The sequence below is a fragment of the Holdemania sp. 1001302B_160321_E10 genome (assembly GCF_015552275.1).
Taxonomy (GTDB): Bacteria; Bacillota_I; Bacilli_A; order Erysipelotrichales; family Erysipelotrichaceae; genus Holdemania.
Genome location: NZ_JADNEM010000009.1, coordinates 52,662 through 72,510 on the forward strand (window position 1 = coordinate 52,662; position 19,849 = coordinate 72,510).

At 51.3% G+C, this 19,849-nt stretch carries 18 protein-coding genes; 16 read left to right on the forward strand and 2 right to left on the reverse strand.

Going from position 1 to position 19,849, the window contains the following annotated elements:
- Position 1 precedes the first annotated feature (1 nt).
- The 3 genes from I2D94_RS07180 to I2D94_RS07190 all read left to right on the forward strand — a co-directional run bounded on the left by I2D94_RS07180 (position 2) and on the right by I2D94_RS07190 (position 3,210).
- Entirely contained in the window at positions 2-982 is a 981-nt protein-coding gene (locus I2D94_RS07180; protein WP_195396140.1) for a serine hydrolase, read from the forward strand.
- Between the two features lie 118 nt (positions 983-1,100).
- Positions 1,101-1,577 (forward strand): SufBD protein, encoded by a 477-nt coding sequence (locus tag I2D94_RS07185; protein ID WP_195396141.1) that lies wholly within the window; start codon positions 1,101-1,103, stop codon positions 1,575-1,577.
- A gap of 361 nt (positions 1,578-1,938) precedes the next feature.
- The gene (locus tag I2D94_RS07190; RefSeq protein ID WP_195396142.1) at positions 1,939-3,210 is read left to right on the forward strand and encodes a serine dehydratase subunit alpha family protein; all 1,272 of its coding nucleotides are present in this window, start codon (positions 1,939-1,941) and stop codon (positions 3,208-3,210) included.
- Between the two features lie 406 nt (positions 3,211-3,616).
- Here I2D94_RS07190 and I2D94_RS07195 read toward each other — a convergent pair whose 3' ends face one another.
- Positions 3,617-3,967, reverse strand: coding sequence for a hypothetical protein (locus I2D94_RS07195; protein ID WP_006060798.1), 351 nt, complete (start codon positions 3,965-3,967; stop codon positions 3,617-3,619).
- Between the two features lie 63 nt (positions 3,968-4,030).
- Between I2D94_RS07195 and I2D94_RS07200 the strand changes: the two genes are divergently transcribed.
- Entirely contained in the window at positions 4,031-4,717 is a 687-nt protein-coding gene (locus I2D94_RS07200; RefSeq protein WP_195396143.1) for a DUF421 domain-containing protein, read from the forward strand.
- Here the strand turns inward: I2D94_RS07200 and I2D94_RS07205 are convergent.
- A complete protein-coding gene (locus I2D94_RS07205) occupies positions 4,619-5,941 on the reverse strand; it encodes an oligosaccharide flippase family protein (protein WP_195396144.1) in 1,323 nt (440 codons plus the stop codon). The two genes, I2D94_RS07200 and I2D94_RS07205, sit on opposite strands and share 99 nt — an antisense overlap.
- Positions 5,942-6,013: 72 nt before the next feature.
- On the opposite strand from I2D94_RS07205, the gene I2D94_RS07210 reads away from it, so the two are divergent.
- The 12 genes from I2D94_RS07210 to phnM all read left to right on the forward strand — a co-directional run bounded on the left by I2D94_RS07210 (position 6,014) and on the right by phnM (position 19,772).
- Entirely contained in the window at positions 6,014-6,304 is a 291-nt protein-coding gene (locus I2D94_RS07210; RefSeq protein WP_006060801.1) for a post-transcriptional regulator, read from the forward strand.
- Positions 6,301-8,595, forward strand: coding sequence for a protein translocase subunit SecD (secD, locus tag I2D94_RS07215; RefSeq protein ID WP_195396145.1), 2,295 nt, complete (start codon positions 6,301-6,303; stop codon positions 8,593-8,595). The genes I2D94_RS07210 and secD overlap by 4 nt, the downstream gene beginning before the upstream one ends.
- Before the next feature lie 103 nt (positions 8,596-8,698).
- Positions 8,699-10,303, forward strand: a complete 1,605-nt coding sequence (locus I2D94_RS07220) for a DHH family phosphoesterase (RefSeq protein ID WP_195396146.1) — start codon at positions 8,699-8,701, stop codon at positions 10,301-10,303.
- Positions 10,304-10,361: 58 nt separating this feature from the next.
- Positions 10,362-10,877 carry an adenine phosphoribosyltransferase gene (locus tag I2D94_RS07225; RefSeq protein WP_195396147.1) on the forward strand — a complete coding sequence of 172 codons (516 nt, stop codon included), beginning with the start codon at positions 10,362-10,364 and terminating at the stop codon, positions 10,875-10,877.
- Positions 10,878-10,943: 66 nt separating this feature from the next.
- On the forward strand, positions 10,944-13,124 hold the full coding sequence (locus I2D94_RS07230; RefSeq protein ID WP_072683643.1) for a bifunctional (p)ppGpp synthetase/guanosine-3',5'-bis(diphosphate) 3'-pyrophosphohydrolase: 2,181 nt from the start codon (positions 10,944-10,946) through the stop codon (positions 13,122-13,124).
- 15 nt (positions 13,125-13,139) lie between these two features.
- Positions 13,140-14,207, forward strand: a complete 1,068-nt coding sequence (locus tag I2D94_RS07235) for an alpha/beta fold hydrolase (RefSeq protein WP_195396148.1) — start codon at positions 13,140-13,142, stop codon at positions 14,205-14,207.
- A gap of 576 nt (positions 14,208-14,783) precedes the next feature.
- Positions 14,784-15,209: a phosphonate C-P lyase system protein PhnG gene (phnG, locus tag I2D94_RS07240; protein WP_195396149.1), complete on the forward strand. Its 426-nt coding sequence runs from the start codon at positions 14,784-14,786 to the stop codon at positions 15,207-15,209.
- A 10-nt stretch (positions 15,210-15,219) separates the two neighbouring features.
- Complete coding sequence (phnH, locus tag I2D94_RS07245; protein WP_195396150.1) at positions 15,220-15,819, forward strand: phosphonate C-P lyase system protein PhnH; 600 nt, start codon at positions 15,220-15,222, stop codon at positions 15,817-15,819.
- Complete coding sequence (locus tag I2D94_RS07250; RefSeq protein WP_195396151.1) at positions 15,807-16,907, forward strand: carbon-phosphorus lyase complex subunit PhnI; 1,101 nt, start codon at positions 15,807-15,809, stop codon at positions 16,905-16,907. Before phnH ends, I2D94_RS07250 begins: the two co-directional genes overlap by 13 nt.
- Complete coding sequence (locus I2D94_RS07255; protein ID WP_195396152.1) at positions 16,904-17,746, forward strand: alpha-D-ribose 1-methylphosphonate 5-phosphate C-P-lyase PhnJ; 843 nt, start codon at positions 16,904-16,906, stop codon at positions 17,744-17,746. Before I2D94_RS07250 ends, I2D94_RS07255 begins: the two co-directional genes overlap by 4 nt.
- A complete protein-coding gene (locus tag I2D94_RS07260; protein WP_195396153.1) occupies positions 17,746-18,591 on the forward strand; it encodes an ATP-binding cassette domain-containing protein in 846 nt (281 codons plus the stop codon). The genes I2D94_RS07255 and I2D94_RS07260 overlap by 1 nt, the downstream gene beginning before the upstream one ends.
- 11 nt (positions 18,592-18,602) lie before the next feature.
- Positions 18,603-19,772, forward strand: coding sequence for a phosphonate metabolism protein PhnM (gene phnM / locus I2D94_RS07265; RefSeq protein WP_195396154.1), 1,170 nt, complete (start codon positions 18,603-18,605; stop codon positions 19,770-19,772).
- Positions 19,773-19,849: the final 77 nt, after the last annotated feature.

A 19,849-nucleotide genomic window follows, 5' to 3' on the forward strand; every position in this document is an offset into this window, starting at 1 on the left:
AATGGATCCGCAAAAACTGTCCGCTCTTAACGAAATCATCAAAACAGATTATCCCAATCTCGCCGGACTGGTCGTCTGCCATAACGGCCGGCGCGAACTGGAGGCGTATTACAATGGCTTTACCGCTGAACATCAATTTCACATCTTCTCCGTGACCAAAAGCATCGTTTCCCTGTTGATCGGAATCGCTCTGGAACGCGGGGAAATTGCCGGAGTGGATCAGAAAATTCTCGATTTCTTTCCCGAATTTCCGGTTCGCAAAGGGCATGAGCTGCTGCGTCAGGTCACGCTGAAGCACTGTCTGACGATGACGGTTCCATACCGCTTTCGCTTTAATCCCTATACGAAATATTTTACGAGCAGCGACTGGGTCAGCTTCGCGTTAAACCAGATCGGCGGGCGGGGACAGCTGGGTGAATTTCGCTATGCCCCGATCATCGGCCCGGATATTCTAAGTGGAATCCTCACGCGCGCAACTGGAAAAACGGTACTCGACTACGCCCGGGAACACTTGTTTGATCCGCTGGGCATTGCCATAGAGAAAAGTCTTTTCTTTGAAACGAAAGAAGAACAGATGGACTTTTACAAGGCGGCGACAAACAGCTGCTGGGTCTGCGGACCGAACAAGATCAACACTGCCGGATGGGGATTGACACTTTCGCCACTGGAAATGGCGGCGATCGGAGAGTGCTGCATCCATGGCGGGCGAGTGGATGGAAAACAGATCATCCCCCAAGCCTGGCTGAAGGAAAGCACCCGTACGCAAAGCTGCTGGGAAGAACGAAATTTGAATTACGGCTATCTGTGGTGGATCGTGGAGGAAGCGGAGCATTCGTTTGCGGCGCTGGGCGACGGCGGCAATGCGATCTACGTCAATCCGCAGAAAAAACTTGTCGTCGCAATCGCGTCAACGTTTGTACCGCGGGTCAAAGACCGGATCGACTTTATCCGCGGTCAGATTGAACCGTTATTCTGCGAATAATCCAAACGGATTGTTCTGATCACAGATCTCAGGCAGAGGCAAGATCGCTCAAATCCATCGGCGGAAAGGGTTGACGGAATGAGGTCAGAATGGTCTAATGAGAACGAGGTGATCGCAGATGAATCCGATTGAAGCTCAGATTGAAGAACTGAAAAACAAAGATCAGAAGACCGCGTATCAGGCGTTGAAGCACCTGTTGGCGATCAGTGAGACCCGCGCGGAGGTTTCATACTATTTTGACAGGTTCGTGGCGCTGCTTCAGGATCCTCAGTCTTATGTCCGCACCCGCGGCCTGCTTTTGATCGGGGCCAATGCCCGCTGGGTAGAGGAGAAGACCTGCGCTGCCGCACTGCCTTTCTGCCTGGCGTTGATTCAGGATCCCAAACCGATCACACGCCGTCAGTGCATTCAGGCTCTGCCTTCCCTGAGTGCCTCGCATCCCTCGCTCAAGCCTTCGATCCTCGCCGCTTTAACCAACGCGCAGATCCAGGATGTGCCGGAAACGATGCAGCGGTTGATCGCGAAGGATATTCAAAAGACGCTGCAGGCAATTCAAACCCAATCCGCAGAGGAAAACCGAAACGAATCTCTGTAACTGAGGCTCTTACTCGGTTTCGAGCAGACATAGAATGTCCATACAAAGAAGCTGGCAGGAGTAAGCGTTAAATGAAGCTTTATCCTGCGTGACTTTTTTCTTTGTCCAATTTCGGGTAAGAACCTAACCGGATGACCTGTCCGGTTTTTTTGCGGGAAAGCGGAGTTAAGTCAGCGCTTTCAGCGGACAGAAAAACATGGGAAATAAATCGGAGTTCCGGTCGAATTTCTGGATGAATTTCCGTTGGGAACACGGTATAATGAAAGCAGAGTAAAAAACCAGATCAATCCGGTTTTGATACCGTAAAAAAGCTGAGGGGAATACGACCCAGGAAGCAGAAAAGAAACGAGGAGGAATATCCATGCCTGAAGGGATTAAAGAGCTTGTCTATCCAATATTAAAAGAAGAACTGATTCCGGCGCTGGGCTGCACCGAGCCGATCGCGATCGCTTATGCCTGCGCGAAGGCCAAAGAAGTACTGGAGGCGTTCCCGGAGAAAATGACGGTGCGCTGTTCCGGCAACATTGTGAAGAACGTGAAAGGCGTCGTCGTGCCCAACACCGTGAATTTAAAAGGAATTAAGACCGCGGCGCTGATGGGCGTCGTCTGCGGCGACGCGTCAAAAGGCCTGCAGGTCATCGCCGGCAGCACGGCGCAGGACGTCGCGCGGGTCAAGGAGCTGTTAAAGAGTGATTTATGCAAGGTGGAGCTGATTGAAGGCGAGGAAAACCTGCAGATCTGGGCGGTTCTGGAACAGGCTGAAAATCAGGTTCAGCTGCAGATCAAGCGCGAGCACACCAACATTACGAAAATTATAAAGAACGGAGAAGTTCTGCTGGATAAGGATGATTGTTCCAGTCAGCCAGTCAGCGCGATTGATCGCAGCCGGCTGACCGTGGAATCAATCGTCGCTTATGTTGAAAATGAAAATCTCAGCGAAATCCGGCCGCTGCTTGAAAAGCAGGTGGAATGCAACATGGCGATCGCTGAGGAAGGCTTAAAGAATCCATTCGGTTCGCAGGTCGGCCGGATTATGATGAAAAACAATCCCAACGATTTGTTTACGAAGGTCATCGCGTACGCCGCCAGCGGTTCCGACGCGCGGATGAGCGGCTGCAACCTACCGGTCGTCGTCAATTCCGGCAGCGGCAATCAGGGCATGACCTGCTCGGTCCCGGTCGTCGTGTACGCCCGGGAAAAAGGCATCAGCGAGGAAAAAATGTTCCAGGCGCTGGCCTTAAGCAATCTGATCACCGTGCATTTAAAGACCGGGATCGGCCGGCTGTCGGCCTATTGCGGCGCCGTCAGCGCGGCGTGCGGCGCGTTCAGCGCGATCACCTGGCTGGCTGGGGGCAATCTGCGTCAGATTGAGATGACAATTACGAATTTAGCCGGGACAATTTCCGGCATGATCTGCGACGGGGCAAAGCCTTCCTGCGCCAGCAAGATCGCTTCCGCTTTAAGCTGCGGCGTGATCGCGCATCAGATGGCGCTCAACAACATCGCGTTTGAGGAAGATACCGGCATCATCAAGCATGACATCGAACAGACGATCGACGCCGTCGGCAAGCTGAGCCGGGATGGAATGCGGATCACCGATCAGGTCATTTTAAATATGATGATCAACGATTAGTGTTTGCCATTCAGCGCCCAGGGGTTGAATCATCGGACGTAATGGAGAAAACAAAGCCGGAACTTCCGGATGAAAAGAGAAAGCAGAACGATAAAGGAAAGATCAGCGAACCTGATGTTTCCTTTTTTTATGCGATAACCTTAATCCATTCTAATTAAAACGATTGATCGCGAAAAGTCATAGGCGTTTCTGTGCTTCTACAAGGTAAAGTTGTCTGAAAATCCGCCGGCAGGTGAAAAGCTTGAAATAGAAGAGGAGAAAGATCAGTTCACAATTTTTTCTTTTTTAAGGTAGGATCATCCAAGTATGGAATCCCGGGACCGCACGCCCTGTTTTTTAGGATGACCGCGCTCAAACAATAAAAAAGGCGATGGGCATTTTCATCGCCGTCCAAAGGGAAAAGAGTTTAATTATGTTTGCCGATCATCACGACGCAGCCGGCCAGAAAACAGATTCCCTTCGCCGCCAGCGCGCCCAGAGCAGCCCAGCTTTTCTCTTCCATCAACAGCACGCCCAGCACCACCAGCACGATTAACAGCACCAGCGCCTGCAGCAGCACCTTGCGCTTGGCTTTCTGAGCGAATAGAATTCCGCACACTGCGTACAGCAGCACGCCGCATAAAAGACAGCCAATTTGATAAATCGGCGTTCCCATCCAGTTAAAATAGTATAAAACGCTGAATAAGAACGAAACTAAGAGGGAACCGCCGAGAAAGACGGCGGCCAGTCTGAGATAGGGGTCAAGCAAGTGTTTCATGATGTCACCTCACTCCCATCTTACGCTGGAAATGCTGAATTATGTCAACAGGAGGAAGTCAAAGTGGAATATGTTGAACTCATTTCAAAATGTATTTTTTTCTATCTGATCATCATCATCTCGCTGCGGGTGATGGGCAAGCGCGAGGTCGGCGAACTGAGCGTGCTGGATATCGTCATTTATTTCGTCATGTCGGAGGTTTACGCCCTGTCCATATCCGAACCGGACCAGAGTATCTGGAAAGCGCTGATCGCAATCCTGACGCTGACGGTGCTGCAGATCCTCATCGCCTGGGCCTGCCTGAAAAAGAAGAAATGGCGCGATTTTTTTGAAGGTAAGCCGAGTTTGATCATCTATAACGGCATGATCGACCAGATGGAGATGAAGAAGCAGCGCTATACGATCGACGATTTAATGTATCAGCTGCGTGATAAGGATATTTCAACGCCGGAGGAGGTTCAGTTTGCGATTCTGGAAAACAGCGGCACGCTGACGGTGTTAAAAAAAGACGCCAGCAAGCTGAAGTGGAAAGACCCGCTGATCTCCGACGGCATCGTGCAGCGGCAGGTGCTTCAGGCCATCGGCAAGGACGAGGCATGGCTGCGCGAACAGCTGGAAACCGAAGGCATCTCGGATCCGGCGGATGTGTTCTTATGCCTGTGGCAGAAGAATGGCTTTTTCGTCCTGAAAAAGACAGCGCAGAACCCGACCGAGATGCAGCACGGTCGTCACCAGCATACCGCTGACTAACGCGATTCCGACCGCCTGCGTGCCGAAGGGAATCGTCAGAAAGCTGATGCAGGCTAAGCGCGTCAGACAGCCGCAGGTCGTGTCGATCATCGCCTTCTGACTCTGGCCGAGCGCGTGCAGCACGCTGCTTAAGCAAGGCTGGATCGAATACAGAATAAACGGCAGAGCCAGCGAGCGCAGCAAACCGACCATCTGCGTCTGGTGATAGAGCAGCTGGCAGATCGGCTCGGCAAAGCAGAACAACGTCAGTCCGCTGGCGCAGCCGATCCCCAGGCAGCACAAGCCGATCTGAAAGAATTGTTTGCGGGCATGGTCCATGCGGTGCCGGCTGGCCTGGTAGGTAAACGAGGGCAGCAGCCAGTTGCTTAGAGCGATCGTCGCAAAGCTGGGCAGCGTCAATAACGGCATGACGTAGCCGTTAAGCTGACCATAGGTTGTGATCAGCTGCTGCTGAAGCAGGACGCCCGCGAACAGCACGAGACACATCGGCTCCAGAAAGCTTGTCAGGGAACCGATTAAACGACTGCCGGTCATTGGCAGCGACAGGCTGAGCAATTCGTTGACGGTCTGCCAATGCAGGGAATCGGTTAAGGTGCTGACGTGATGCAGCACCCTTTTTTTACGTTTGAGCGCGATCAGCAGATGGACGATGCTGCCCATTTCTCCAACCGACATCGAAAACACCGCGATCGACGCCATTTTAACCGGATCGGTCGTCGGCGCCAGCGTGAAGCAGCCGATCAGAAAGAGAATCCGTGTGATTTCCTCGCTGATCTGACAGGCCGTGGGCGGGATAATTTCCTGCCGGCCCATGAAATACCCCTTCAATAGCCCCGAGACACTGACCAGCGGAATGATCGGTACGACCGCCCGCAGCACCGGAATCAGAACCTGCTGCTTCAAGACGACGGCTGCCAGCAACGGGATCACGAGGATGAAAAAGACCGTCAGAAGCAGGTTGTTGATCACCGAAAGCAGAACGGACGCTTTTAACACCGGCGTGTAGTCCTGACGCGAAGCGATGATCTTGCTGACGGCGCTGGGCAGCCCCATCTGGCCGAGCGTGATGAGGAACACCGTCGTCGGCATCGTCAGACTGTAATAATTCATCGCCTCGGCGCTGAGAACGCGCGCGCAGGCGATCCGAACAAAAAAGGAAAGGATTTTTGCGATCAATGAAAGGGTAAGGAGATGGACAGTTGATCGAATGATTTCTTTTTTCATTACTTTTTCCTCCACTTTTTATAAAGTATGATTTATAATAAATAAGTATGATTAAGAAAGGGGAGAGTTCAGATGGAATCCCTGGATCTGAAAAATAAGCAGATTCAGCTCACTCTGATGCTGAAGCTGCAGCAGCTGCAGCGTGAACAGCTTCCCGGCCTAAACTATAAAAATCTTGAGGATGTCATGCAGAAGCTGGTGTGGAAAAGGAATCAACCGAAGACTTTACACGAGGCTGTAAATGATATATTATCTTTATCGGCAGATCAGATTGTCCGCTTTTTGTCAAAGCAGGCGATCATTGAAGGGTATCATCAAGAATTATCAGAGTTTAGCGATTTAATAGGAGGAAGAAACGTATGAAAAAGGGGACAAGAACAAGTCGTTTAACGGTCTTCATCGTGACTGTTGTTGCCATCTTTGCAATGATCGGCATCTTCGCGCAGGATGTCGCCAGAAACACGACGCTGGGTTTGGATTTGCAGGGCGGCTTTGAGATCGTCTATCAGATCAGCCCGCTGCAGGAAGGCAAAGATTTGCCGGCGATGTCCGCGGTGGCGGAAAGCGTCAGCAAGCGCATTAACGTACTGGGGGTCAGCGAACCTCAGATTTTGATTGAAGGCAACGACCGCATCCGCGTGCAGCTGGCGGGGGTCAAGGATCAGGAGGAAGCCCGGCGGGTGATTTCCTCGACCGCGAACTTAACGTTCCGCGACGTCAACGACAACCTGCTTTCCGATGCAAGCATCATCAAGGAAGGCGGCGCTTCTTTAGGGTATGAAAACGGCGCGCCGGTCGTCAGCTTGAAGATTGCCGATCAGGCGAAGTTTGCGGAAATCACGCAGAAGGTTTCCGAAATGGGAACCGGCAACAACATTATGATTGTCTGGCTGGATTATGAAGACGGCGATTCCTATGTCAAGGAAGCGGCCGTAGCGCAGGCCGGGGGCGAAGCGAAGTATATCAGCGCGGCGCAGGTCAAGTCGGCAATTTCCGGCGACTGCGTCATCAGCGGCGGCTTTACGGAAAGCGAAGCGCGCGAGCTGGCGGAGCTGATCAATTCCGGCAGTCTGCCTGTCAAGATGACAGAAATTTACTCCAACGTCGTCAGTGCCGACTATGGCATCGGCGCGTTTAACAAGACTGCGACGGCGGGCATCGTCGGCGTGGCGTTAGTCATGGTCTTCATGTTGGTCGTCTACCGTTTCGCGGGCGTGATTGCCGACGTGATGCTGGCGCTGTACATCTTCGCGGTCTTCGCGATTTACGGCGGTATGGGCGGCGTCTTTACGCTGCCGGGCATTGCGGCGCTGGTTTTAGGCGTCGGCATGACCGTGGACGCGAACATCATCACCTTCGAACGAATCAAAGATGAACTGTACGCCGGCCGTTCCGTTCAGAACGCCGTCAAAGAAGGACAGTCGACTTCGTTTGCGACGATCTTCGACGCGCAGTTCACGACGCTCTTAGCGGCGTTGATCATGTATATCTTCGGCACCGGCGCAGTCAAGGGCTTTGCGACGATGCTGATGGTCACCGTTTTCTGCACGATGGTGTTAAACGTGTATGTCTCCCGCTTCTTAGTCAATCAGATCGTGAAGTCCGGCGCGCTGGACAACAAGAAGACCTGGTTCGGCGTGAAGCAGTCGAATATTCCGGATGTGGCCAAGCGTCAGGAACAGTTTTACTTCGGTCCGTTTAAGAAGGTCGACTTTGTCGGCAAGGCGAAGTATTTGATTACAACCAGCCTGATTATTCTGGCGGCGGCGGTCGTGATGATCTGCGTCAACGGCTTTGGCGGCAAGGGCGCGATGAATCTGGGGATCGACTTCTCCAGCGGCACGAAGATTACCGTTTCATCCAATGAAACGCTGAATACCAACGAGGTCCGCAGTGATTTTGAAGCGCTGGGCTACAAGCCGAGCCGCGTGCAGGCTTCCGGCGATAAGGTTGTTTACGTCACGCTGAACCAGGCGTTGGAACAGGATCAGCTGACCTCGATCAAGGAAACGCTGACGGCGAAATACGGAATTGAGCCAAACGATAACGTCGTTACGCCGGTCGTCGGCCGCGAGCTGGTCAAGAACGCAATCGCGCTGTCCTTGCTGGCGTGGGTGGCGATGCTGATCTACATCACGATCCGCTTTAAATGGGATTATGCGGTCAGCTGTATCGTCGCGCTGGTTCATGACGTTGCAATCGTTCTGGCGATCTTCGCCATCTTCAGAATGGAAATCAACATCGAGCTGATTTCCGTCATTCTGGCGATCATCGGCTATTCGATCAACAACTCGATCGTCGTCTTCGACCGCGTCCGCGAGTCGGTGGCGGAAAGCCGCAAGCCGAAGCTGACAAACGAAGATTACAAGCAGATCGTCAACGACTCGCTGGATAAGACGCTGGTGCGTTCCGTCTTCTCTTCGATCACAACGCTGCTGCCGATCATCGCGCTGCTGTTGATGGGATCGGGTGCGATCGTCACGTTCAACTTCGCGATGTTCGTCGGTCTGATCGCCGGCACCTTCTCCTCGATCTTCATCGCGCCGCAGATGTGGTATGCTATCCGCACCCATGTGAAGCCGAAGGAAAAGAAAAAGAAGAAAGTCAAAAAAGAAAAACTGGACGAACTGACGATTCCAGGCATCAACGATTAACCATCAGGAAGGCGGCGCGAGCCGCCTTTTGTGCATTTGAAAGGAGCGCGAGCCCAGACAGACAGCGTATTTTATGATAAAATAAACAATACAGGTGAAAAATATGAAAATTGAACGAATTGAAACCAACGGCGAAGAACAACGGATCCGGCAGGAATTTGGCGTCAGCGAACTGTGCGCGAAGGTGCTGGCCTGCCGCTGCCAGGACGATGAACAAATCCGTCAGGTGCTGAATCCGGATCTGACGCTGCATCCTTGCCAAAGCCCGGAACTCACGCAGATTTTAAAACGGCTGGACACCGCGCGTCAGCGTCATGAAAAAGTGCTGATCGCCGGCGATTATGACGCCGATGGCCTGTGCGCGACCGCAATCATGAAAGAGGCGCTTGACCGAACGGGAATTGTCAACGGGTTTTACGTTCCCCACCGGCTCAACGAGGGTTATGGCTTATCTGCGCAGACCGTGCAGCTGGCCAGGGAAAAGGGCTATTCGCTGATCCTGACCGTGGATAACGGCGTGGCGGCGCATCCCGCGCTGGCCTTGGCGAAACAGCTGGGCGTGGAAGTGATCGTCACCGATCATCACGTAATCCAGCAGGAGCCTGAATGTCTGACGCTGCTGCACCCGTCGCGGATGGGCAGGCCATGGCAGTATTGCTGCGGAGCCGGGGTGGCGCTGCAGTTGTCAATGGCGATGACGGGACCGCGCAAACGGCCGATCATGCTGGCGGCAATCGCGACGATTGCCGATATGATGCCGCTGTGGGAAGAAAACCGGATTCTGGTGCGGCTGGGACTGAAATATCTTAACGAACGCCAGTTTACGGCGATCGAAGCGCTCAACGAAAAGAAATGCGAGCTGTGGACGGAGAAGGAAGTCGCCTACCAGATCGTGCCGAAGCTCAACGCCGCCGGCCGGCTGGCCGAGCTGTGCAATATCAACAACATCGTGCGCTATCTGCTGCTGGAAGATCCGGCGCAGATCGAATCCGCAGCGGCGCAGATCCGCCAGATTAATCAGAAGCGCCGCCAGATGAGCGACAAGATGACCAAAACGGCGATGGAACAGATGCATCATGAGGATCCTTTCCATGTGATTGCGGATAAGGAATTTCATGAAGGCATCATCGGTTTGGTCGCGGGCCGGATCATGAACGAAACACACCGGCCGACGCTGGTGCTGGCGCCCAGCGCTCAGGGCTACAAAGGCTCGGTGCGCAGCGTACCGGGTTTGGATATCCAGACCTTCTTTGAGGATCTGCGCGGGTATCTGATCCAGTTTGGCGGCCATGCTCAGGCAGCCGGCATCGAAGTCGCGGCGGATCAGCTGGAACCGTTGAGGCAGGCGATCCTGGCTAAAATGAAAACGCTAAATTTAGCGCTGCAGGAGCCGACGCTGCAGGTATTGCCGGTCAGCGCTCAGGAAATCAATCTGGCGGCGCTGCATGAGCTGGATCAGCTGGCTCCGTTTGGGCAGCAGTTTGAGCCGGTGACCTTTGAGGTCAGCGGGCTGACGATTCTGCAATACGCCAAAATGAAAGAAGTTTATCCGAAATGGCAGACGACCAACGGCGTCGATCTGATCGACGCGATCAGCTTTAACCGGGAACTGGACAATCCGCATCCGGTCAGCTGGATCGGTCAGCTGCAGATCAACCGCTTCCGCGGGCGGGAAAAGTGCTCGATTCTTGTGGAAACTGTTGAATAAAACAGTTCAATTTGATAAAAATTTGTTATAATAACGGTATTATAGGAGGCATCCATCCATGGACTTTAAAAAATATATTGCTTCAATTCCTGATTTCCCGCAGCCGGGCGTGCTGTTCCGCGATATTACGCCGCTGATGAGCGACGGCGAAGCGTTCCACGCGGCGACATCAGAAATTCAGAAGTTTGCCGAACAGGTCGGCGCGGAAGTGATCGCAGGGCCGGAATCCCGCGGCTTCATCTTCGGCTGTCCGGTGGCCGCGAATCTGCATATCGGCTTTGTGCCGGTCCGCAAGCCGGGCAAGCTGCCGCGTGAAACGATCAGCTACCGCTACGATCTGGAATATGGATCCAACGAACTGCACATGCACAAGGACGCAATCAAGCCGGGGCAGAAAGTGCTGATCGTCGACGATCTCTTGGCGACCGGCGGCACCGTTCAGGCCACGATTAAAATGATCGAAGAACTGGGCGGCGTGGTTGTCGGCTGTGCGTTTCTGATCGAGCTGGAAGGCTTGAAAGGGCGCGAGGCGCTGGCGGGCTACGAAGTCTTTACGTTGATGTCCTACGAATAAGCCGAAGAGGATTCTCTTCGGTTTTTCTCAAAAAAGGGGGAATGGGTTGTGGATAAAGGGAATACGATGATCACGCTGGATGAGCTGATGAATGAGGTGAAAACCTACATCCAGGAGCCGGACAGCCTGGCTCTGATCGAAAGGGCGTACCGCTATGCGCAGGAACACCATCAGGGGCAATTCCGCCGCAGCGGGGAACCGTATATGATCCACGCCGCCCAGGTGGGTTATATCCTGGCGACGATGAAGGTCGGACCGCGGACGATCTGCGCGGGGCTTCTGCACGACGTGCTGGAGGACTGCGGCGTTTCAGCCGAGCAGATGAGCGCGGATTTCGATGAAGAAATCACGATGCTGGTGGAAGGGGTCACCAAGATCGGCAATCTGAAATTTAAGGACGAGAAGGAATATCAGGCGGCAAATCATCGTAAGATCTTTATCGCGATGGCCAACGATATCCGCGTAATCGTGATCAAGCTGGTCGACCGGCTGCACAACATGCGCACGCTGCAGTACATGCCGCCGCAAAAGCAGCAGAAGATCGCGGCGGAAACGCTGCAGGTCTACGCGCCGATCGCTCACCGCTTAGGTATCAGCGAGATCAAAAACGAATTGGAGGATCTTAGCTTTTACTATCTTGACCGCGAGAAATACTATGAGATCGCGCATCTGGTCGAAGAGAAAAAGGCGATGCGCGACGAACAGGTCAAGCACATGATCCGCGATATTTCCGAAATGCTGCAGGAAAAAAATATCGAATTCCGGATTTTCGGCCGCAGTAAGCATCTTTACAGCATCTACAAAAAGATGAAGACGAAGAACAAACGGTTTGAGGAAATCCTCGATTTGTTAGCGATCCGGATCGTTACCCAGACTAAGCTGAACTGTTATGAAATCCTCGGCTATATCCATGCGGCTTATCGTCCGATCCCCGGGCGCTTGAAGGACTATATCGCGGTGCCGAAATCGAACATGTACCAGTCGCTGCACACGACGATCGTCGGCGATGAAGGGCGCATTTTTGAGATTCAGATCCGCACCGAGGAGATGGACAGCATCGCAGAGATGGGCATTGCGGCGCACTGGCGCTACAAGGAAGGCACGAAGTATGATCCGCATAAGGAACAGCGTGAAATCGAACAGAAGCTGTCGTGGTTCCGTGATCTGTCGGCGCTGACCGGCGATCTCAGCGACGATCCGAACGAATACATGGATACGCTGCAGAAGGATATCTTTGAGGCGAACGTCTATGTCATGACGCCGAAAGGGCGGGTCATCGAGCTGCCTAACGGCTCCACGCCGATTGACTTCGCCTACCGTGTGCATACCGAGGTCGGCCATTCCACCGTCGGCGCGATGGTTAACGAAACGCTGGTGCCGCTGAACACGCCGTTAAAAACCGGCGACGTCGTGCAGATCAAGACGTCCAAGCAGTCCGCGGGACCGAGCGAGGACTGGCTGAAATTCGTCAAGACCAACCATGCGAAAAATAAGATCCGCGGCTTCCTGCAGAAGAAGGAAGTCGAGAAGAAACAGGAGTTTATCGAACGGGGCGAACAGATCATCCGCGACGAGCTGAAAAAACGCGGCTATCCGGAAAAGGATTATTTTGAACGGAAAAAGATTGAAAGCATTCTGACGGCGTTTCAGGTCGGCTCCTATACCGATCTGATGTACGGGATCGCCGTGAAGTCGATCTCGGTGATCAGCGTCATTGAAAAGCTGACAAATCAGAAAAAACCGATCATTCTGGATAATGAAACGGTCAGCCGGTCGTTTTCTCCAGCCCGCAAAGCGCCGAGCAAATCCGGGATTATCGTGCCGGGCATCGAGTCGATGATGATTTCGCTGGCCGGCTGCTGCAGCCCGATCCCGGGCGATGAAATCGTCGGTTATATCTCCAAGGGCAACGGCGTCAAGGTTCACCGCCGGGACTGTCCGAACGTCGCCAATGAGAAATCGCGGCTGATCGATGTGGAATGGGACGACCGCCGCGAACCGCGCAAATATGAAGCGACGATTCAGATTTACAGCCACGACCGCAATTTCCTGTTAACTGATTTGATGACGGTCATCTCGCAATGCAAGGCATCGCTGCAGAATATCAATTCCTCCGTCAATCAGGAAGAATTGACGGTATCGACAAAAATCATGCTGCTGGTCGACGATTATGATCATTTAAAAACGCTGATCGCCAATCTCAAAAAGGTGAACAGCGTGGTCAGCGTGGAACGGGTAATCCAATAAAGGAGGACTTCATACATGAAACTCAGTACAAAATGTTTACTGACAACTTTCGGCGCCGCCGCCGCGGTGGGGACGGCGTATGCCGTGCAGCGCGAGGTCAATCAGCGAAAGCAGCGTTTTGATCAAGACACCGGGTTTGAGCTGAAGGAATACCGGATGATCAACGGCATTCAACAGTATCTGGTGCATCGCACGGAAAACGATGAAAATCCGGTGCTGTTAATTCTGCATGGTGGACCGGGTGAATCCGCGATGCCGACGCGCTATCTGTATCAGCGTGAATGGGAGAAGTATTTCACGGTGGTGAACTGGGATCAGCGGTTGTGCGGCAAGACGCTGCAGATCAACGCCGATCAGAAGGAGGAGCTGGCTTCTTCACTGACGCTGGATCAGCTGATCGAGGACACGCGCGAGATCTGCGATGTGCTGCGTGCCCAATACCATCAGGATAAAATTTTCATTCTCGGTCATTCCTGGGGTAGCGTGCTGGGCACGATGTTTGTTCGCAAGTATCCTGACCGTGTGAAAGCCTACGTCGGCGTCGGTCAGGTTGTCAGTATGCGGCGCAACGAAGAAACCGGCTATCAGAAGGTGCTGCAGAAAGCGCGGATCGCCGGAGCGGATCACGACGTTCAGCGGCTGTTGGCACTGACGCCGTATCCCCAAACGCAATTTGATCAGGAAATGATGGATAAAATGATGGCCGTGCGCAGGCTGCAGCGGAAATATCATCTCGCTGCGCCAATCTCGCTGAAAGCTCTGTGGCAAATGCTGGTGGCGCCCGATGTCAACCCCGGCGAGTTCTCAGTCTACTTCAACCTTGATTTCAAGCTGCAGCTGCCGTTGCTTCAGGAACTGATGAGCTTTGATCTGGAAGCGATGGACCGGCATTACGAAGTCCCAGTGTACTATTTGTTAGGCGATCAGGACTGGCAGACGCCGTATCCGATCGCGCAGGAATACTTCGCGGGGATCGAAACGCCGCGGAAGCAGCTGATCCTGATTCCCAACGCCGGACATAATACGATGATCGATCAGCCGGAGTTTTTCCTCAATGCGCTGCGCGCGGTTTTGTTAGTATAGTCTACATTTATTAGATTCTTTTCAAAAATAGTGCTGGTGAAAGGAAAAACAAAATAAGAAAAATATAGATGAGTTCCGGTAAGGGGACTCATCTTTTTTAGTGAGCCTCGTTTTATTGAAGTTGATTCTTGTGTAAATGAATATTCCAAGATGATAATTTCCATCATAATTTATCAGGTCTTTTCTGAATTAACTGCAAATTAACTTCAGCGCAAGTATTTTTGTGAATATAAGAATCTGGGAAGAACGCATGACCTCCTCTAAGCATGATTTTAAGGGGAGGGCCTGAATTATGCTTGATGTAGAGTAAACCTACAATTTGACTTTAACAGTCAGAAGGAAGAATAACGAATAAAATGTTAAGAAAAAGAAACATATGGGACAGAGTGCGGAACATGTGATTATTATTCGTACAAATCAAAATGCTTAATATAAAACCAAGCGCTTTCATTTTTACAGCATCAATTTTGTTAAAATTTACTGATTTAAATTTAAACAACTTTTAACTGGTGATTTACAAAGATATTTTCGAAATGGAATATAATGTCGATGTTATCTGAGGAAAGGATTTGGAGAATGAAACGAAAAGAACGTACACAAATTCTGATTCATTGTTCACTGGATTTTCTGACTACGCTAAAGCAGAAAATTGAAAGTGAGCATCCAATTCGAGTCGTTGAGGATCCGCAGCTATCCCTGGTTATGGTCAAAATGCGGGAAAGTGCTCAAAACAGTTTGTTCTATTTTACGGAAATGGTTGTCAGTGAGTGCAAAGTTGAGGTGGAGGGCGTTTTAGGTATCGGAATTCTGCAGGAAAATCAACTGGAAAAAAGCTTTTGCTTGGCCGTTATTGACGCAGCCTACAACGCTTCGCTGGAATGCTGCGAAATGTTGACGGCAATGATCCGGGAACAGGGCGAATTGCAGCGAAAGCAAAGAATTCATGAAAATCAGCAGATATTAAAAACTCGTGTCAACTTTGAAACCATGGACACAGAATGAGGAGAAGTTAATGAATAAAGATCAGGTTTATAGTCTTCATCGCGTATATCGCAAGGTGCTGGACGCGATGGCACGACCAGGTACGATTCAGTCACTGAGTGAAGAATCTGCGGTAATCCGTCTGGATTTGGGATGCTTACCCGCCATGCAGTGTTTAATTCAGCTTTTGCTGGATGCGGATACGTCTTTCTGCGCTTTCAGCGCGGACGAGGCATTTGAAAGAAAAATCAGTCAGCTGACCTATTGTCCAATCCAGTCAATGGAAAAAGCCGCCTATGTGTTGATGACAAAATCAGTGAACACAGCGCTGCCGTCGGTGATTGAACAGGTCGGCGGCGGGACGCTGGAAGATCCGCAGTTAGGCGCGACGTTGATCGTGGAATGCGACGCATTGAAGGGTGACGGCGAATTGGTGATGAAAGGGCCGGGAATCGAGAATTCAGCTCGATGTCAGATTGAAATTCAGGCTGACTGGATCGAGGCACGGACGGAAAAAAATGCTGAATTTCCGTTGGGCGTGGATTTGATATTTGTTGATTCGGCAGGGCAAATTCTTTGTTTACCACGAACAACTCAAATAAACAAGGAGGCAGAAACATGGCTTATGTAGCGGTGAAGGGCGGAAAAATTGCCATTGAACAAAGTATTCTCCGATTGAAGCAGGAACGTTTGCTCTCAGGAACGGCCGCCAAGGTTAAGACGATAGAGAATTCGATGCGCCTGCTGATCGATCAGGTGATGAGCGAAGGCTCGATCTATTGTCCTTCTTTGGCTGCTCTGGCCATCAAGCAGGCGGAAGGCTCGATGGAGGAAGCCGTATTTCTTTTGCGAGCTTATCGATCTACATTACCGCGCCGTTACTATTCAACGACGGTTGAAAGCTCGGATATGCAGATTGAACGTCGGATTTCAGCTGCGTTTAAAGATATTCCAGGCGGACAAATTTTGGGAACCTCTTACGATTATACTCACCGACTTTTGGACTTCGAGCTGATGGACGAATCCGATGAACAGATTCAAAAAATTCTTCGGCAGTTCAAAGCGGAAGACGAGGAAACGGCTCCTGCGCCAGAAACAATGCGGATGCCGAAAGTGACGGATTATCTGCGCTCCCAAGGTTTAATCGCACCCGTGAAACAGGACGATACCCAACCCCAAGATGCGACTAAGGAAACGCTGACCTTCCCGTGTCCCCGTTCGATGCGGCTGCAGATTTTAACTCGAGGAATGACGCAAGCGGTGACGGCTTTAGGCTATGCATCACTGCGCGGATATGGTGTGGCGCATCCGACAGTGTGCGAACTGCGGGTTGGCCGGCTGCCGGTAACGATTGCGGACCCTGCGAATGCCGAAGATGAAGAAAACGAATATGTGATCGGTGAAATTAAAGCGACGGAAGTGGAAAGCTTAATTCCGGTTACGCGTCAGGATGAGGATGGCAGAAAGCAGATCGGTTTTGAAATTGGATATGGCATTGCCATCGGTCAGAACGAAACCAAGGCGATCGCGATGAGCATTCTGGATCAATGCTTAATGCATCCGGAGAGCAATTTTGCGACTTCGGATGAAGAATTCGTTCTATATCATGTCGACAGCATTGAGGCCACCGGTTTTATTTCTCATTTAAAATTGCCGCATTACGTTACATTCCAGGCTAAATTAAACAGCGCCCGGAAAGTCAGGGAGGAACAAGCATGAACGAGCATATCAATTTTGCCTTTTTTGACGAAGGCAGCAAACGTGAGATTCGCAGAGCAACATTAAAAGCAGTTGCGATTCCGGGATATCAGGTTCCTTTTGCTTCTCGTGAAATGCCGATCGCCCGCGGCTGGGGAACCGGCGGCTTACAGCTTACGTTGTCGTGTATTCTGCCGGAGGATCATCTGAAAGTGATCGATCAGGGCAGTGATGAAAGCGTGAACGCTATTTCAATTAAAAATTTGATCACCTCCACCACTGACGTTCAGGTTACTCAGGATACGGAACAGGCAACGCTGATTCAGTCGCGCCACCGGATTCCAGAGGTGCCGTTAAGTGCCGGACAGATCTTAGTGCTTCAGGTTCCGACGCCTGAGCCATTGCGGCATGTGGAACCGAGTGAAAGGTTGACGAAAAAATTGCATGCCGAAGCTGAATACAGCGGAGCATGGTTGATGCTTTTTGAACAGATTATGAAATATGGACAAATGGCAACCGGGGCAGATCATCCGGTTCGCACAGCAGGCCGCTATGTCATGGCGCCTTCGCCGATTCCGAAATTTGATAATCCGAAAATGGATCATAGCGATGCTTTAATTCTTTTAGGAGCCGGGCGTGAGAAAAAAATATACGCTGTCCCTCCGTACACTTCGGTTGTCTCCCTTGATTTTGAAGACGTGCCGTTTGAGCCGGAAAGCTTTGCCGGGAAAAAATGTAGCTTGTGCGGCGCTGAGCATGTGTATTTGGATGAAATTCTGGAAGAGGATGGAACGGTTCGGTATCAATGCAACGATACGAGCTACTGCTTGGCGCGCCGCAACCGCGGGGAGGAAAACTAATGGAAAAGATCGAAACACCATTAATGAGCGTACGCCATCTCAACAAGCAATTTGGTACAGGCTGCGCGCATTGTCAGAACGGGAAAACCGATGAATTAGTCGGCAATTACTGTCCGTATTGCGGTACGGTTTACGCCTGCCGGGATTTGAATTTTGATTTGTATGATGGGGAAATCCTCGGAGTAGTCGGAGAATCGGGCAGTGGAAAGTCGACGATGATGCGTTGTCTGTATTTTGATCAGGAGGTCAGCGGAGGAACCGCCACGATTCGAACCTATAAAAACGGCCGTGCTAATCTTTTTGCCGAGTCGCCTCAACAACAGCGGTTTATCCGCAATACGGTGCTGGGAATGGTTTATCAGAATCCGTATCTTGGCCTTAAGATGAACTTTTCTTCGATCGGCAACATCGCGGAAAAACTGATTGCGGCTGGATGCCGTAACGTAAATAGGATGGAAAGCCGTGGCGTTGCGTTGTTGGATCGAGTCAACATTCCCGCTCATCGCCGCAAGGATGAGCCGAAGACTTTTTCTGGCGGCATGCAGCAGCGCGTTCAGATCGCAAAGGCGTTGTCGAATAATCCTCCGGTGCTGCTGCTGGATGAAGTAACGACCGGGTTGGATCTTTCCGTTCAGGCAAATGTTCTGGACCTGATAAAACAAATTCAACGGGAAAGCGGTGTTTCGATGATTGTCGTTTCGCATGATTTGGCTGTAATTCGGATGCTGGCAGACCGTACGATTGTAATGCTGGAAGGTCAGATTATCGAACAGGGGCTGACGGATCAAATTATGGAGGACCCGCAGCATCCATATACGCAGCAGCTAGTGTATTCGCTTCTTTAGGAGGATAAACAATGAAACTGATTACAAACGTCCGTGTTGTATCACCTGAAAAAATTCTCGACGGCTGTCAGGTTGTAATTGACCAAGGGCAGATTCTTAAAATTCAGCCGGAAGGTTCGCCTGTCGATGGGGAAATTGACGAACGGATTAACGGCTATGGCGGCTGGTTGATTCCCGGCTTTGTCGATATCCATTCCGATTATGTCGAACAGATGATCGCCCCGCGCGTAACCAGCGTGATCGATTTTGAACTGGCTTTGTATGAATACGAAAAAGAACTGATGGCACATGGCATTACGACGATGTTTCATTCTGTTTCGCTGTTAAAAAACACGGGGAAAAAGGCGATGCGCCGTCCAGAGAACGTCCGTCGGCTGATGGAACTGATCGATCGCAGCCATAGTCAGCTGCATCTGATTCACCATCGTTTTCATCTGCGCTTTGAGCTGGATAATATTGATGCTTATGAAGAAGTATTGGATTATATTGATAAGGGATATGTGCATTTGCTTTCTTTTATGGATCATACGCCGGGACAAGGGCAGTATCGTGATCTGGAAATTTACAAATTATCCTATATTTCAGACGAGGGCTTGAGTGAAGCGCAAGTGGAGGAAGAACTTCATCGCCGCATGAATCATGAAACGCTGACGCTTGACAAAATTCAGGCGGCTGCCGACAAAGCGTTTGAAAAGGGAATTGCGATTGCTTCTCATGATGATGATACAATTGAAAAGTTGGATGTGGTTCAGGATTTCCATGCGACAATTTCAGAATTTCCAATTACGATGGAAGTCTGCGCCGAAGCTCATCGTCGTGGAATGCTGACGGTGGTCGGAGCGCCCAATATTCTTTTAGGCGGCTCGCATGCCGGTAATCTTACGGCCAGCGAGGCAATTAAAGAGGGGATTGCGGACATTCTGTGCTCGGATTACTATCCTGCCAGTATTCTGCATGCAATCTTCATGATGGAGCATCAGGGACAGCAACTTCCGGAAATGGTGCGGATGGCAACGCTGAATCCGGCGAAGGCGGTTGGCATTGACGATCAGGTTGGATCGATTGAGGCAGGGAAAAAAGCAGATCTGTTGATTGTTCAAGAACTGCCAAACCATTTCCCGGCGATCACGCACGTATTGGTTGATGGAGTCATTGTCAGCGAAACGCATTATCGGGTATAACGGTTTCGTTCAGGCCGCCGAGAGAGGTTTTCGTATCGAAGCCCGTAGACAGAAAATGAAAAATAGATTCGCCCACA

What these genes read in the sequence shown, in the direction of transcription:
- I2D94_RS07180 (WP_195396140.1), top strand. Translation starts at nt 2, where the DNA reads ATGGATCCGCAAAAACTGTCCGCTCTTAACGAAATCATCAAAACAGAT.
- I2D94_RS07185 (WP_195396141.1), top strand. Translation starts at nt 1,101, where the DNA reads ATGAATCCGATTGAAGCTCAGATTGAAGAACTGAAAAACAAAGATCAG.
- I2D94_RS07190 (WP_195396142.1), top strand. Translation starts at nt 1,939, where the DNA reads ATGCCTGAAGGGATTAAAGAGCTTGTCTATCCAATATTAAAAGAAGAA.
- I2D94_RS07195 (WP_006060798.1), bottom strand. Translation starts at nt 3,967, where the DNA reads ATGAAACACTTGCTTGACCCCTATCTCAGACTGGCCGCCGTCTTTCTC.
- I2D94_RS07205 (WP_195396144.1), bottom strand. Translation starts at nt 5,941, where the DNA reads ATGAAAAAAGAAATCATTCGATCAACTGTCCATCTCCTTACCCTTTCA.
- I2D94_RS07210 (WP_006060801.1), top strand. Translation starts at nt 6,014, where the DNA reads ATGGAATCCCTGGATCTGAAAAATAAGCAGATTCAGCTCACTCTGATG.
- secD (WP_195396145.1), top strand. Translation starts at nt 6,301, where the DNA reads ATGAAAAAGGGGACAAGAACAAGTCGTTTAACGGTCTTCATCGTGACT.
- I2D94_RS07220 (WP_195396146.1), top strand. Translation starts at nt 8,699, where the DNA reads ATGAAAATTGAACGAATTGAAACCAACGGCGAAGAACAACGGATCCGG.
- I2D94_RS07225 (WP_195396147.1), top strand. Translation starts at nt 10,362, where the DNA reads ATGGACTTTAAAAAATATATTGCTTCAATTCCTGATTTCCCGCAGCCG.
- I2D94_RS07230 (WP_072683643.1), top strand. Translation starts at nt 10,944, where the DNA reads ATGATCACGCTGGATGAGCTGATGAATGAGGTGAAAACCTACATCCAG.
- I2D94_RS07235 (WP_195396148.1), top strand. Translation starts at nt 13,140, where the DNA reads ATGAAACTCAGTACAAAATGTTTACTGACAACTTTCGGCGCCGCCGCC.
- phnG (WP_195396149.1), top strand. Translation starts at nt 14,784, where the DNA reads ATGAAACGAAAAGAACGTACACAAATTCTGATTCATTGTTCACTGGAT.
- phnH (WP_195396150.1), top strand. Translation starts at nt 15,220, where the DNA reads ATGAATAAAGATCAGGTTTATAGTCTTCATCGCGTATATCGCAAGGTG.
- I2D94_RS07250 (WP_195396151.1), top strand. Translation starts at nt 15,807, where the DNA reads ATGGCTTATGTAGCGGTGAAGGGCGGAAAAATTGCCATTGAACAAAGT.
- I2D94_RS07255 (WP_195396152.1), top strand. Translation starts at nt 16,904, where the DNA reads ATGAACGAGCATATCAATTTTGCCTTTTTTGACGAAGGCAGCAAACGT.
- I2D94_RS07260 (WP_195396153.1), top strand. Translation starts at nt 17,746, where the DNA reads ATGGAAAAGATCGAAACACCATTAATGAGCGTACGCCATCTCAACAAG.
- phnM (WP_195396154.1), top strand. Translation starts at nt 18,603, where the DNA reads ATGAAACTGATTACAAACGTCCGTGTTGTATCACCTGAAAAAATTCTC.